We start from the raw sequence: 13,234 nt of genomic DNA on the forward strand, positions 1-13,234 counted from the left end.
TTACGTCATTATTAAAAGTAATCCTTGTTATCAGGAATATTATGTTGCCTTAGACAGCTTAGGTCGAATAGATAAAATGCGTCCTGTAAAAGCAAAAACAAAAACCAGAAAACAGAGGAAGCAACAGGAGCAATACCGGCAGTTACTATCAGAGGCAGAACCCATATTTGATTTAAGCAAGTACCACACGGATTTTATAACGAAAATGCCTGATACTAAATATACGAGTGGAAGATATTCTTATTTTGTTCTAAAGGATATTGATGGCAAAAGGTATGGCGAGTACCGATTGTCAGCAGTTACATCTCCTTTACCAATTAATGCAAGTCTTTGGGCCTATTTAATTAGACGATTATCAGATGAAGCATACAAAGATAATAAAACCTACAATTAGTGGGCAAGGAACAGCACAGGTAATGCCCCAAATCGGGAGTTATTGAAATAATTATCTGATTATCAATGTGATTTTTAAAAGATTAGGCGTAGAGGCAGGGATAGATTCTCTGCCTTTTGCTATATTTGTAGCACAAAACAAAGAAAAATGAATATACGAGAACGCTTCGGCACTTTGTGCTCCAGATTGGAAGTGAAAAACTCAAGTTTTCAACACCAAACAAGAGTTTTGTAAAATGATTGACTAATTTTGCACTTGTTGGTTAACTCTACGCTTTCAGCTCTGAAAATAATATGGTGAATTTTATATTTAATTTGCAAGAAGCTATTGTACCTGCATCAAAATAATCTTGTAAGTGTATGGAACAAAATAAAATATTTTTTATTATAGGTATAATGACTATGTTCTCTTGCTGTTCTATTCATAAAACAATGGAATCTGGCAATGGGCAACTTAGCAATTCAGAAATTATCCAATTATTAACTGATGACAGTGTAAAGTATTGGATAGGTGTTAATTCTGGTTCTTCTTTTAAATTTGCCAGAGAAGGCTTAAGATTCAATTCTTATAATAAGAAAGGAGATGAAGAATTTACTTCCCAACAGGACATTTTATTCCCTAAAGTGTTTGATGTTGATGGCATGCGAGTTTTTATTTATTGGAAACTTCCACATCCTGTGGGAAAGCTCTATCCATATATTGATTACAAAATACAGAGAATCTCAAAAGATACGTTAGTTATAGGGGATTATACAGACTTTGTATTTGTTAATGGTCATGGTAATGCCCCAAATCGGGATTTGTCAAAATAAAAAAATAATAAATGTGGGGTAATGCCCCAAATCGGGAGTTATTGAAATAATTATCTGATTATCAATGTGATTTTTAAAAGATTAAGCATAAAGGCAGGGAAAGATTCTCTGCCTTTTGCTATATTTGTAACCCAAAACAAAGAAAAATGAATATACGAGAACGCTTCGGCACTTTGTACTCCAGATTGGAAGTGAAAAACTCAAGTTTTCAACACCAAACAAGAGTTTTATTAAAGGATTGACTAATTTTGCACTTGCTGGTTGACTCTACGATCCGAACTTTTAAAAGCAAATGGTGTAAATAGTGTTCCTATTTATTTAAATGGTGGCAATGAAATACAATTTTAAATATAAAGTGCAGTCCACTGGCAAGAAGCTAGTGGACTGTAAAATATATTACTTTTATTTTATAGGTTCTATTGTTGTTTTTTTGGGGATAATATCATGTGAATCTCATAAAAAAAGTAGTGCTGAAATTATTTGCGGAGACTCTTATTGCTTTTGGAAAACAAAGGAACATGAAGATGACAATCATTTTATTTATTATTATTTTAACAAAGATGGGCAATGGTTTATTTACGAGCATATTGATAGAAATAAAATACAAAAATATTATCTACGCGATCAATTATGGAGCGAGAAGTGGTCGCTATATAAAGACAGTCTATTAATTTTAGGAAGTGATAAATATAATATAAAAAGCATCAGTGATTCAGTAATTGTTATAAGCAGTTATGATAGTATCTATAAATTATACAAAATAGACAAAAAAAGCAAAACTTTCAGAATGTTGCAAAATACTTTGAATAACGATATTTAAAGTTTTGGTAATGCCCTAGATTGGGAGTTGTCATTATAATATATGGTAATTATAAATCTTCTCTCAAAAAGAAAATGTTCCTTGGTTATGAATAGATAAAACTATGAATATAAAAAAACAAATAACTGTATGCAAAACGGATACAGAAATTAAAATTTATCCTGAATCAAAAAATGAATTAGGGTTATGGATTGCACATCCACCATGTTTTGTAGTCTCTATAAATGATGTTCGTAATATGGAAAGTGTGATAAATATAGCTTTGCAATATAGTAATTCTGGAGTATCTGTAACTGAAGAAACAGCAAAGAATGTGCTAAAAGAAATGCGTATTAAGAGTTGGAATATATTATATAAATCGCACAGAATAATTAGTTTTTCTTTGGCTGAAAAAAAATTATTGTTACGCCTTTTGTATATACCAAAAAAGGTGTTTTCCCAGATATAGATGCAAAAAAAACATTTAATATAGATAATCGCAATAATGCAATTGGATTACTACTTAAGTTGTGATAAAATCCGGTAATGCTCCAAATTGGGAGTTGTCAGAACAACTGCCTAATAATCAATTTTGTTCTAAATAATTATGCACAAAGGCAGGGATAAATTCTCTGCCTTTTGCTATATTTGTAACCCAAAACAAAGAAAAATGAATATACGAGAACGCTTCGCCACTTTATGCTCCAGATTGGAAGTGAAAAACTCAAGTTTTCAACACCAAACAAGAGTTTTGTAAAATGATTGACTAATTTTGCACTTGTTGGTTAACTCTACGCCTGTTAATGTTTTGAAGTCAAATCATAATATAATGTGGAGAACTTTGAAATGTTTAAACAGAATGGCTAATTCAAAGAATCCAATAATAAAGGACGTATTTGCAAAGTTAGTAAGTTTGAATAGTAAGCATCGTCATGATATCTATATAGGAACAGAATTAGGTAGCAAAACAAATGTACCAGAGAGCAGTTCCTATACAAGAACCCGTATTTGATAAGAAAAGAGGAAGGTAGACCTCAGAGAACAAAATATGGACGTTTTAAAATACCTAAAGAAGAAATGGGCAATTATAATTTATATATTCCAAAGAAAAAGGAAAAATGAAATATATTACAATAATCCTATTTATTTTTTTTGTGTGTAGTTGTAGACCAAATTACACAAAAAAAAATAAATATAAGGGAGATAGCACTATCGTTAGCTACAATTTCAATTTATCACAAAATAGTAAAATTGATATTTCTCTTACCACTATTAGAGATAAAGATTCTCTTTATGTTTATGAACGAATTGTAAAAACTAACAAGAAGAATAGATATATTTTAAAATCAGTGTTCATGGTAGATTCTCTTGTTTTAAATGAATATAATAGATATGGAGTTAAATTTTTATTATCGAAATATTGTAAAAAAATCCATTATGCTGATGGAATAGAAAATATAGTTTTATATAACGAACATAATATAAATCGTAAATGGACTATTATTTATTTGATGGAAAAAAATAAATATAAATATGTTAAAGACGACTTGACTGGACACGACATCTTTGTGCCAAGTTCTATTAACAAATTAGATAATGCTCCAAATTGGTAGCTGTCAGAATAACTGCCTGATAATCAATTTTGTTCTAAATAATTATGCACAAAGGCAGGGAAAGATTCTCTGCCTTTTGCTATATTTATAACCCAAAACAAAGAAAAATGAATATACGAGAACGCATCGGCACTTTGTACTCCAGATTGGAAGTGAAAAACTCAAGTTTTCAACACCAAACAAGAGTTTTATAAAATGATTGACTAATTTTGCACTTGTTGGTTGACTCTATGATTATATAAATTCGGTTGGAAAGATATGATTTCGGAGAGATATAATGGAAAGTTGTTACCTCATACTTCTTCTGCAAAGGAGCGAGGCATAAAAAGTAATCATTCAAATCATCTTCATTTACAAGGGTTTAGTCCTAAACTAAAAATGATAGAGTATATAAATGCTCTGCCAGAGGTTATTGTTATTGGAAAACGAATACAAAAATGAGACAATTCTTACTTATTCTTTGTTTATTTCTATCATCTCCCTTGTTTATCAAGGGAGATGAGGAATTTGTTGCCATTTTATATTTACATAATGGACAATATGTATCCTCTGATAGTGTATACACGTTTTTTAATTTAGATGGGACTTATTTTGATAGTTTGAAATCAAGAGAGGGTAATGAGCCAACATGTTCGAGAATAGCAAAAGGCGATGTAGTTTCATACTATCCAAACGTAATGATTTATGTTTTCTTTTGCAAGTTGTTGCACGATGATAAAGTTCTTGTAAGAGTTGGCGAACAATGGAAAAAATTAAGTACTAATGCTCCCTTTTCCATACTGTCAATGAAAGAATATCTTTTATCTTTAGATATCTTATTAAAGGTTAACGATATAGTGTATCATGGAAAAGACAAAATAAAAATAAAAAAGGAAATGATACGCCATATTATAGATGTAAGGGGAGATTACATTGCAATAAAGATTGATAAGAAGAAAATGTGGTTTCGTTGGAAAAAGAATTGTATGGTTCTTCCTGATCGACTAATATACGAATAAACAATGGTAATGCTCCAAATCGGGAGTTGTTGAAATAATTATCTGATTATCAATGTGATTTTTAAAAGATTAAGCATAAAGGCAGGGAAAGATTCTCTGCCTTTTGTTATATTTGTAGTCCAAAACAAAGAAAAATGAATATACGAGAATGTTTCGCCACTTTATGCTCCAGATTGGAAGTGAAAAACTCAAGTTTTCAACACCAAACAAGAGTTTTATAAAATGATTGACTAATTTTGCACTTGCTGGTTGACTCTATGGGAGAATTTTAATTTTAGGAGGCAATCAAGGAGCAGCTATTAAAGGTGGTCAGAATGAAGTCAATATTTCCCCAAATAATCCCACAAAATTTAAATATAATTACCCTCAAGGAGTATCTCCTTATTATAAATTGCCAATATTAAATATTAAAGGAAAGGCTTTAAATTATGGAAACACAAGATAAGAAACTATATGTTCTAAACTTTCTTTGTATTTTTTCTGTATGTTCATTTCTGATTTTTGTAAATTGCAAGAGTAATTCAAAAAGATATTTTAATAATACAGGTGGTGAATCTATGCCACCTGTAAATGGCACTGATAGTATAGCTAAGCAGTTCAATCAGCTTAAAGAAGCTATAATTAAAGGGGAGAAAAATAGAATAAAGTTGTATTTTGATTTTCCTATTAATAATAGTGATTTTTGGTATAAAATTCTTGATGATGAAAAAGTTGAGAGCTATATAGATAAACCTTTTATAGAAAAGGATTTTTATAATTATTGTGATAGAATCTTTACTAAGGAATTTAAGGCATGCTTGTCCAATGTCAATGTTGGTATTCTTTCAAAAAAAGGTGCATTTCGTACCCCTTTTTTAATTGATAAAGAAAAAAAGTATTTCACTAAGAATCAAATATATGCTACCTGTAATCAAAATGAATTAAAATTAAAATTTATCAGTGTCGTACAAGATGAAATTGAAAGCGGTGATCATACAGAAATATATACTTTTAAGCTTTTTAAGGGAAAACTTAAATTAGTAAGTTTCTATATGACAGATTAGCAACTCTGTTAATGGGCGGTAATGCTTCAAACCGGGAGTTGTCAAATCAATCCGTATATTTTGCCACCATTGCATCAAAAAACTTGCAAAATCATCTGCCATACAAAATATTTCAGGATTTCCTTGAGCTTGCGAAAAACTTTGTCCTCAGTGATTATAGCGATTTTTGTCTGTAATTGTTTGTAACTGTTTGTAAATCAAAACCTTAAAGTTGCAACAAATTTCACTAATCAACAAATTTATAGCTACTTAAAATTCGTCGAACTCACGTTAATCTACTACAAACAATGAAACACTTATTCCGAACAATGGCCATTGTGGCCTTCGTATTCTGTTTGACGTCGAGTAAAAAACAGACCACAATTTTTGTTATCGGCGACTCCACGGCGGCCGAGAAGTCACATCCGGAGAAAAACATGGAACGTGGTTGGGGCATGGTGTTGCAAGGATTCTTTGATGAAAATATCCTTGTAGACAACCATGCCGTGAACGGTCGCTCGTCCAAGAGCTTTTTGGATGAGGGGCGCTGGCAAAAGGTGATCGACAAGATCAAGCCGGGCGATTACGTCCTGATACAGTTTGGTCATAACGATGAGAAGCCAAAGCCTGACCGCCATACTGAGCCCGGAACAACTTTCGATGCGAATTTAATCCGATATGTGGATGAAACGAGGGCTAAAGGCGGTATTCCCGTCTTGTTCAGCTGTGTGGTTCGTCGCAATTTTCGGAATAAAGTTGACCCATCGGTAGACGATGAGTCCCTACGCAATACAACCTATTCTGACGAAATAGTCAACTCTGACACGCTCGTAGACACACACGGAGCCTACAAAGATTCGCCCCGGCACGTTGCCCGGGACAAAGAAGTTGTGTTCATCGATGCCCATCAAATCACCCACGATCTGGAGCAAGGCCTTGGCGTCGTGGGTTCTCGCAAGCTGCACATGTGGTACAAACCCGGTGAAGAACCCAGTCTGCCCCAAGGCCGCAGGGATAACACGCATTATAATGTTTATGGAGCGAGAATCGTTGCCGGACTGATGGCCAACGCATTAGGAGAAAACATCAAGGCCTTGAGGAAGCACATTGTTCATTACGACTATGTTGTTTCCAAACGGGGCCGCGGCAATTATCTAAGCCTGAAAGAGGCCGTGGCTGCAGTTCCACAAGACAAGAAAACCTGTATATACATCCTTGACGGACAATGGACGATATCCCATAGCGAATATCAAGGCAAAAACATTAAGTTCAGATGTTATCCCGGGGCAGAGGTCAAGGTCAAACCCTGATGCTGCACTTTTTTGCTTTTTGGACAAGTCCAACACCTTTTTGATGTCTAAGATTTTCATAAATTGCAGTATCTCAATGTAATTTGTCCAGTTTTGTTTGTACAACTGTGGTGGAATGTTTATCTTTGCAAAAAGATTGATTCCAATTAAAATAAAAACAATATGATGAGTCAAACAGCATACGATAGATTGAGGGCATGTGGCATTCGCCCTTCTGTTCAGCGTTTAGCAATCATGGATTACTTGCTGACACACCACACGCATCCAACGGTAGAAGAAGTTTACCAAGGTATTTGCAATGACATACGTACACTAAGCCGCACAACGGTTTACAACACCTTGCGTCTTTTTTCCGAGCACAACGCAGCGCTCATGATCACGATAGACGAACACCGTGTGTGCTATGACGGCGATGTGCACCCGCATGTTCATTTCTATTGTCGCAACTGTGGACGTGTCTACGATTTTCACGACGAGATAGCGCCCAGTTTGTCTGCCCCAAAAGACATTGACGGCCATATCATTGACGAAATGCAATTGTATTACAAGGGCATCTGCAAGGAATGTAGCTCCAAATCATCTAAGCAGAACTAACCCTTTTTGTTGCCGTTCGTCGGATCATATTCGCATGTGTGGAAATCAAAGATAATAAAGATGATAGAGGTTAAGGTAAAGGATGCCGACTTGCAGCGTGCTGCGCAAGAAGGAATGGATGAATTTATTGCGGTTTTCACAGATGCCATACTCCGTGCCATTGGCGGAGAACTCAATGCCGAAAACATGGCAGAGCTGAATGTCGACCAAATCACTCTCCTGGGCTATGTCGCCCTTCGGGAGGAGGTGATGAATGGTGGTTTTGTTCAGCTAATACACAATGGTTACGGAGAATTTATCTATAAGAATCCATTCCACAAAGCCGTTCGCAACTGGGGAATGCAAGATCTGTATCGCATGATCAACAAGAGCCGGACCTTGTATAACCGCTATCACGAGGAAATCGAAAAAGACTGCAGTCAGGAGGAGTTTGATGCGCTCTACGAAAAATATGCTGAGTTTGACGATTTCGACGATGCCTTTGTCGAGGGAGAAGAAGGATTCACCTCGCAGGTAGCTCACTATATTGATGAGCATATAGAAAACTTTGCAATCGTAGACAATGAATAAGGATAAAAGCGGAACTCGTAAGAAAAACTCTGTACAGATAAGAAACAAGAAAGCTTCGTTCGAGTATTACTTTATTGATACTTACACGGCAGGTATTGTGCTGACCGGTACGGAGATCAAGTCTATTCGTCTGGGCAAGGCTTCGCTGGTAGACGCATTCTGCTATATCAACAACGGTGAGATATGGGTTAAGGGCATGAACGTTTCACCGTATTTTTACGGCTCTTACTCGAACCACGAAGCTAAGCGTGATCGGAAACTTTTGCTGACAAAAAAGGAAATAAGAACCCTAACGGAGGACACCAAGGCTCCCGGCTTTACGATTGTCCCAACCCTGATGTTTATCGACGACAACGGTCGTGCCAAAGTTAACATCGCCTTGGCAAGGGGAAAGAAAGAGTTTGACAAGCGCCAGACTATCAAGGAAAAGGAAGACCGTCGCGAGATGGACAGAGCCATGAAGCGGTATTAACAAACCCTGAGCAGCCTCGCACTAAGCCTGACTTTTTCGGGGCACGGCCATAGGCAAGCAGAGAATTTTTAACGGTCATCACACAAAATAGCAATCAGGATAACTTTGACCTCATAAAAATAACAATACATTCAAACAGAGTATGGTAAAGACAATAGCCTTCGACTTGGGTGGAGTCATCATCACAATAGACAACGACGAACCTGTGCGCCGATTCAAGGAGCTTGGTGTCGCCGATGCTGAGCAGTTGCTCAACCCCTATGTGCAATCGGGATTCTTTGGTGATTTGGAACATGGAAAAATCGATGAAGAAGAGTTCAGAGCACAACTCAGCCAACATGCAGGTCGGGAACTAACTTGGGAACAATGCCAATATGCTTGGAAAGGATATGTGGCGGAGGTTCAGCAATGCAATTTGGACATCATGACGAAACTCCGCTCGATGGGTTTCCGCATCATACTGGCATCGAATACCAATGGATTTATGCAGGCTTGGGCCGACTCCGAAGCTTTCTCTCCCGACAAACATCCCATCAGCTATTATTGTGACCGGATGTATCGGAGCCACGAGATGAAAGAAATGAAGCCCAGCGACCGTTTCTTCCGCTATATCCTCACCCACGAGCGAACCGCACCTTCGGACATTCTTTTTATAGACGACAGTGCACGAAACTGTGCCGCGGCCAGCCAATTGGGCATGCACACCTTCTGTCCGCACAATGGCTCGGACTGGACAGGCACGTTACTTGATATGCTCGAGAACAACAAGGTGTAGACAGTTGCCATGGGGTGGGGCGTTGTCGTTGCGTATGACATGAAAGCCTGAACGGTTTGTATAATTTTTTTACAAACAGCTCCTCCTGCTTCGCCTATTTAAAAATAATTTTCCTCCGGCCGGAAATTCGGCAAATTCAGAGCGTTTTTTAGATTATTGATAATCAGGTGATTAGTGAAAATCGCTCTGAAAAAACGGTTTTTCGCTTTACGGTTAACTATCGAATGGCATGCCCGTGGAGCCGGAATCGCACGATGACTAAGGCGCTTTCGCAGGACGAAGAAGCCCCAACCGCACGGCCAAAAGACGTTTATCGCGGTGGCTCGCCTGTTTTCGGGTTTTTCCGATCGAAAAAAACGATAAAAACATGGCGTCTTTTTGTCTGGATGCCCCAAGAGTCAATCCCCCGAAAAGGGTAATCAAATTTTACACCCAATGATTTTTTTTAATCTTATGTTATCCTGTTAATTGTAAAAGTGTTATCTTTGCAATTGGTTAAGACACATAATTATGGTTATCAATAAGAAACGAAGATGGCATGTTGTTCCTGGACAGCCATTGACAGAACTGGATAAGAAAGTGAAGTACTGGGAGGACAAAGGCAAACTGGTTCCTACCCGGAATATGATCAGAACCCCTGAGGAAATAGAGGGCATACGCGTGGCCGGGCGGTTAAACACCGGCTGTCTGGACGCCGTGGAGGCGATGATGCGTCCGGGAATTACCACACAGGATATTGATGATACATGTATGAGATACTGTGAGGAGAACAACTGTCACCCCTCGTGTCTCAACTATGAGGGTTTCCCCAAGAGCGTTTGCACGAGCATCAACGAAGTGGTGTGTCATGGTATTCCCAAGCCGGGAGAAGTGCTTGAGGAGGGAGACATTGTGAATGTGGACATGACCATCGATTACAACGGATTTTATGGCGATGCGTCCCGCATGTTTATCATCGGAGGAAAAACCACGCCGGAGAAGGAACAGTTGGTGAGAGTTGCCCGAGAATGTCTCGAAATAGGAGCCGAGGCCGCCAAACCTTATTGTTTTGTAGGCGATATTGGCCATGCCATTCAGAAACACGCAGAAAAATATCATTACGGCGTGGTAAGGGATTTGTGTGGCCATGGCGTAGGACTGTCCATGCACGAGGAACCGGAAATTCTTCACTACGGGCATCGCGGAACGGGCATGTTGCTGGTTCCGGGCATGGTGTTCACCATCGAACCCATGATCAATATGGGTACTTGGCAGGTGTTTATCGACGCCGACGACCCCTACGGATGGGAAGTTATCACGGGCGACGAGAAGCCTTCTGCCCAATGGGAGCACACCTTCCTGATGACCGATACGGGTGTGGAAATTCTTTCTTATTAAGCGTGGAAACAAAGTCCCGTAAAAATCTAACACAGTTTAAAAATGGATGTATATATATTGGGTATAGAGAGCAGTTGTGACGACACTTCTGCCGCAGTGTTGAAGAACGGCGTGCTGCTGAGCAACGTAACGGCTTCACAGGATGTTCACCGGGCGTATGGTGGGGTGGTTCCGGAATTGGCGAGCCGTGCCCACCAGCAGAACGTCGTTCCTGTGGTCGACCAGGCACTGGCACGTGCAGGAATCAAGAAGGAACAACTCTCCGCCATCGCCTTTACACGCGGGCCAGGACTGATGGGGTCGCTGTTGGTGGGCGTAAGTTTTGCCAAGGGTTTCGCCCGCAGTTTGGGCATCCCCATGATCGATGTCAATCATTTGCAGGGTCATGTCATGGCGCATTATATCAAAGAGAGTGACGACGACAACCACATGCCTCCCTTTCCCTACATCTGTCTGCTGGTTTCCGGGGGAAACTCGCAGATTGTCAAGGTGAATGCCTATAATGACATGGAAGTTCTCGGGCAGACCATTGACGATGCTGCCGGGGAGGCGATCGACAAATGTTCGAAGGTCATGGGGCTGGGCTATCCAGGAGGACCGATTATCGACAAGCTGGCTCGCCAGGGCAATCCGTTGGCCTATAAGTTTTCTGAGCCTCATATTCCCGGTATGAACTATTCTTTTTCCGGTCTAAAGACATCTTTTCTGTACAATCTCCGCGATTGGGTAGCAGAAGATCCCGACTTCATCGCTCATCACAAGGAAGACCTGGCCGCGAGCCTGGAGCACACCATTGTGGACATACTGATGAAGAAACTGCGCATGGCAGTGAAACAGACCGGCATCAAGCATGTGGCTGTGGCAGGCGGGGTATCGGCCAACAATGGTCTGCGCAATTCGTTTCGTGAGCATGCCGAGAAGTATGGATGGACGATCTATATTCCCAAATTCAGCTATACCACAGACAATGCAGCCATGATCGGTATCGTGGGCTATTACAAATATCTTGACAAGGACTTTTGCGCTATTGATGTGCCGGCCTTCTCTAAAGTTACTTTTGAATAATCGAAAATGGAATTTGAAACCAAAGTGCTGAGTCGACAGATTCAGGAGGCTCTGTATCATAATCAGGAAACACTCGGCACGGCCGAGAGTTGTACCGGCGGACGGATAGCCGAGGCTGTGATCTCCATGCCCGGCGCATCAAACTACTTTAAGGGTGGGGTGATTGCTTACACCAATGAGGTGAAGGAGAATATATTGGGCGTGTCGCATCAACTGCTTGAGGAACAGACGGCTGTGTGCGAGGATGTGGCTAAACAAATGGTGGCTGGGGCATGCCAGGCCTTGCGCTGCACTTACGCCATAGCCACAACTGGCGTTGCCGGACCCACGGGTGGCACCAGCGAAACACCCGTCGGGACTATCTGGATTGCATACGGATGTCAGGACGACATCAGAACCTGCAAACTTGCTGAGGATTTTGGGCGTGATCTCAATTTGGCCAAAGCCACCAACAAGGCCTTGTGCCTTTTTTTAGACTATCTCAAGGAGAAGATCAGCTCTGTTTAGACAGACTGCGTTTGCCCAAGGCACCATAGACCACTTTGGCCACGAGGGGTTTGCTCGACTCCTCGGTCAGGCCATGCCCTAAACGCCCATAAATAAAGGGCACTTCCAATCCTTTGATACAATAATGGGTGATATCGGCAACGAGGTCAACGTTGTCGATATCAAATTCGCCGTCGGCCTTTCCCTCAGCATAAACTTTTCGAAAGAGCTCAATCTCATCCTCATCAAAGTTTTTCCTCACCTTTTCCACGGTCCAGATGTTTCTGAAAAATTCGGCTCGGAGGTTGCCGTTTCTCACCACGGTCTCCCTGATCATGCTCAGGTGGGTGTAAATCAGCTCGATGATTTTATCCAAAGGGTTGATATTCTTGGCTGCAACTTCGTCAAGTTTGTCGCTAAGACGCTCCAATTCGGCTTGTATCACAGCATAATAAACTTCCTCTTTCCTACTGAAATACGTGTAAAGGGTGCGACGCCCCTTGCCGGAGGCCAATGCAATGTCATTCATTGTGGTGGCCGCAACACCATTTTTGGCAAACAGTTGACGGGCTACGTCGACTAATTTCTGTCTTGTTTTGGATATTGACATACCTATAAATTATTCGAAATCAGAACAATAATCAATATATTGCACACGTTATATATGTGTGCAAAAATATTATATTTCCATCAAAAAAACAAGAAACACGCCGAAAAAAAGATTGAATTATTAAAAAATGATAATAATAAGCCAAACATTTGGAATTGCCACATAAATTAAGTACTTTTGCAACTGCAATTGAGGAAGAGCCCACGACTCTGGGATTCACCTTAATGAAGTATTAATATCGCGGAGTGGAGCAGTTGGTAGCTCGCCAGGCTCATAACCTGGAGGTCGCATGTTCGAGTCTTGCCTCCGCAACTATATCGCTCGGAAAACCAGTTAC

Annotated in this window: 15 protein-coding genes, 1 tRNA gene and 1 pseudogene; 16 read left to right on the forward strand and 1 reads right to left on the reverse strand. The window is 39.7% G+C overall.

Translation table 11 applies throughout. The annotated features are described in order from the left end of the window. The 15 genes and pseudogenes from HMPREF0645_RS13755 to HMPREF0645_RS01510 form a co-directional block, all read left to right on the forward strand. Positions 1–394 (forward strand): annotated as a pseudogene (locus HMPREF0645_RS13755) (hypothetical protein); the annotation flags it as partial. Positions 395–753: 359 nt separating this feature from the next. Continuing rightward, positions 754–1,206 (forward strand): hypothetical protein, encoded by a 453-nt coding sequence (locus tag HMPREF0645_RS01445; protein WP_007173023.1) that lies wholly within the window; start codon positions 754–756, stop codon positions 1,204–1,206. Positions 1,207–1,537: 331 nt separating this feature from the next. Then, the gene (locus HMPREF0645_RS01450; protein WP_044123215.1) at positions 1,538–2,026 is read left to right on the forward strand and encodes a hypothetical protein; all 489 of its coding nucleotides are present in this window, start codon (positions 1,538–1,540) and stop codon (positions 2,024–2,026) included. Positions 2,027–2,129: 103 nt separating this feature from the next. Continuing rightward, positions 2,130–2,474, forward strand: a complete 345-nt coding sequence (locus HMPREF0645_RS01455; RefSeq protein ID WP_007173025.1) for a hypothetical protein — start codon at positions 2,130–2,132, stop codon at positions 2,472–2,474. A gap of 649 nt (positions 2,475–3,123) precedes the next feature. Continuing rightward, the gene (locus HMPREF0645_RS01460) at positions 3,124–3,618 is read left to right on the forward strand and encodes a hypothetical protein (protein WP_007173026.1); all 495 of its coding nucleotides are present in this window, start codon (positions 3,124–3,126) and stop codon (positions 3,616–3,618) included. Positions 3,619–4,055: 437 nt separating this feature from the next. Continuing rightward, complete coding sequence (locus tag HMPREF0645_RS01465; protein ID WP_007173027.1) at positions 4,056–4,616, forward strand: hypothetical protein; 561 nt, start codon at positions 4,056–4,058, stop codon at positions 4,614–4,616. A 428-nt stretch (positions 4,617–5,044) separates the two neighbouring features. Continuing rightward, positions 5,045–5,659: a hypothetical protein gene (locus HMPREF0645_RS01470; RefSeq protein ID WP_007173029.1), complete on the forward strand. Its 615-nt coding sequence runs from the start codon at positions 5,045–5,047 to the stop codon at positions 5,657–5,659. A 287-nt stretch (positions 5,660–5,946) separates the two neighbouring features. After that, a complete protein-coding gene (locus HMPREF0645_RS01475) occupies positions 5,947–6,948 on the forward strand; it encodes a rhamnogalacturonan acetylesterase (RefSeq protein ID WP_044123122.1) in 1,002 nt (333 codons plus the stop codon). A gap of 165 nt (positions 6,949–7,113) precedes the next feature. Continuing rightward, entirely contained in the window at positions 7,114–7,542 is a 429-nt protein-coding gene (locus tag HMPREF0645_RS01480) for a Fur family transcriptional regulator (protein WP_044123216.1), read from the forward strand. Between the two features lie 60 nt (positions 7,543–7,602). Then, on the forward strand, positions 7,603–8,112 hold the full coding sequence (locus HMPREF0645_RS01485) for a DMP19 family protein (protein ID WP_007173033.1): 510 nt from the start codon (positions 7,603–7,605) through the stop codon (positions 8,110–8,112). Further along, positions 8,105–8,584, forward strand: coding sequence for an SsrA-binding protein SmpB (gene smpB / locus HMPREF0645_RS01490; RefSeq protein WP_007173034.1), 480 nt, complete (start codon positions 8,105–8,107; stop codon positions 8,582–8,584). Before HMPREF0645_RS01485 ends, smpB begins: the two co-directional genes overlap by 8 nt. 142 nt (positions 8,585–8,726) lie before the next feature. Continuing rightward, on the forward strand, positions 8,727–9,359 hold the full coding sequence (locus tag HMPREF0645_RS01495; protein WP_007173035.1) for an HAD family hydrolase: 633 nt from the start codon (positions 8,727–8,729) through the stop codon (positions 9,357–9,359). Between the two features lie 510 nt (positions 9,360–9,869). Beyond that, positions 9,870–10,736, forward strand: a complete 867-nt coding sequence (gene map / locus HMPREF0645_RS01500; RefSeq protein ID WP_007173036.1) for a type I methionyl aminopeptidase — start codon at positions 9,870–9,872, stop codon at positions 10,734–10,736. A gap of 42 nt (positions 10,737–10,778) precedes the next feature. Further along, the gene (gene tsaD / locus HMPREF0645_RS01505; RefSeq protein WP_007173037.1) at positions 10,779–11,801 is read left to right on the forward strand and encodes a tRNA (adenosine(37)-N6)-threonylcarbamoyltransferase complex transferase subunit TsaD; all 1,023 of its coding nucleotides are present in this window, start codon (positions 10,779–10,781) and stop codon (positions 11,799–11,801) included. Between the two features lie 6 nt (positions 11,802–11,807). Continuing rightward, the gene (locus HMPREF0645_RS01510) at positions 11,808–12,308 is read left to right on the forward strand and encodes a CinA family protein (protein WP_007173038.1); all 501 of its coding nucleotides are present in this window, start codon (positions 11,808–11,810) and stop codon (positions 12,306–12,308) included. On the opposite strand, the gene HMPREF0645_RS01515 is transcribed toward HMPREF0645_RS01510, so the two are convergent. After that, positions 12,295–12,897 carry a TetR/AcrR family transcriptional regulator gene (locus HMPREF0645_RS01515; RefSeq protein ID WP_007173039.1) on the reverse strand — a complete coding sequence of 201 codons (603 nt, stop codon included), beginning with the start codon at positions 12,895–12,897 and terminating at the stop codon, positions 12,295–12,297. The genes HMPREF0645_RS01510 and HMPREF0645_RS01515 overlap by 14 nt on opposite strands. Before the next feature lie 239 nt (positions 12,898–13,136). Between HMPREF0645_RS01515 and HMPREF0645_RS01520 the strand changes: the two genes are divergently transcribed. Then, positions 13,137–13,209: transfer RNA gene (locus tag HMPREF0645_RS01520), tRNA-Met, on the forward strand. The last annotated feature ends 25 nt before the right edge of the window (positions 13,210–13,234 follow it).

The sequence above is a fragment of the Hallella bergensis DSM 17361 genome (assembly GCF_000160535.1).
In the GTDB taxonomy this organism is placed as follows: domain Bacteria; phylum Bacteroidota; class Bacteroidia; order Bacteroidales; family Bacteroidaceae; genus Prevotella; species Prevotella bergensis.

Coding starts and splice junctions, on each gene's coding strand:
- HMPREF0645_RS01470 (WP_007173029.1), top strand. CDS start 5,045: ATGGAAACACAAGATAAGAAACTATATGTTCTAAACTTTCTTTGTATT.
- HMPREF0645_RS01450 (WP_044123215.1), top strand. CDS start 1,538: ATGAAATACAATTTTAAATATAAAGTGCAGTCCACTGGCAAGAAGCTA.
- HMPREF0645_RS01495 (WP_007173035.1), top strand. CDS start 8,727: ATGGTAAAGACAATAGCCTTCGACTTGGGTGGAGTCATCATCACAATA.
- map (WP_007173036.1), top strand. CDS start 9,870: ATGGTTATCAATAAGAAACGAAGATGGCATGTTGTTCCTGGACAGCCA.
- HMPREF0645_RS01455 (WP_007173025.1), top strand. CDS start 2,130: ATGAATATAAAAAAACAAATAACTGTATGCAAAACGGATACAGAAATT.
- HMPREF0645_RS01475 (WP_044123122.1), top strand. CDS start 5,947: ATGAAACACTTATTCCGAACAATGGCCATTGTGGCCTTCGTATTCTGT.
- HMPREF0645_RS01485 (WP_007173033.1), top strand. CDS start 7,603: ATGATAGAGGTTAAGGTAAAGGATGCCGACTTGCAGCGTGCTGCGCAA.
- HMPREF0645_RS01515 (WP_007173039.1), bottom strand. CDS start 12,897: ATGTCAATATCCAAAACAAGACAGAAATTAGTCGACGTAGCCCGTCAA.
- HMPREF0645_RS01460 (WP_007173026.1), top strand. CDS start 3,124: ATGAAATATATTACAATAATCCTATTTATTTTTTTTGTGTGTAGTTGT.
- smpB (WP_007173034.1), top strand. CDS start 8,105: ATGAATAAGGATAAAAGCGGAACTCGTAAGAAAAACTCTGTACAGATA.
- HMPREF0645_RS01480 (WP_044123216.1), top strand. CDS start 7,114: ATGAGTCAAACAGCATACGATAGATTGAGGGCATGTGGCATTCGCCCT.
- HMPREF0645_RS01445 (WP_007173023.1), top strand. CDS start 754: ATGGAACAAAATAAAATATTTTTTATTATAGGTATAATGACTATGTTC.
- HMPREF0645_RS01465 (WP_007173027.1), top strand. CDS start 4,056: ATGAGACAATTCTTACTTATTCTTTGTTTATTTCTATCATCTCCCTTG.
- tsaD (WP_007173037.1), top strand. CDS start 10,779: ATGGATGTATATATATTGGGTATAGAGAGCAGTTGTGACGACACTTCT.
- HMPREF0645_RS01510 (WP_007173038.1), top strand. CDS start 11,808: ATGGAATTTGAAACCAAAGTGCTGAGTCGACAGATTCAGGAGGCTCTG.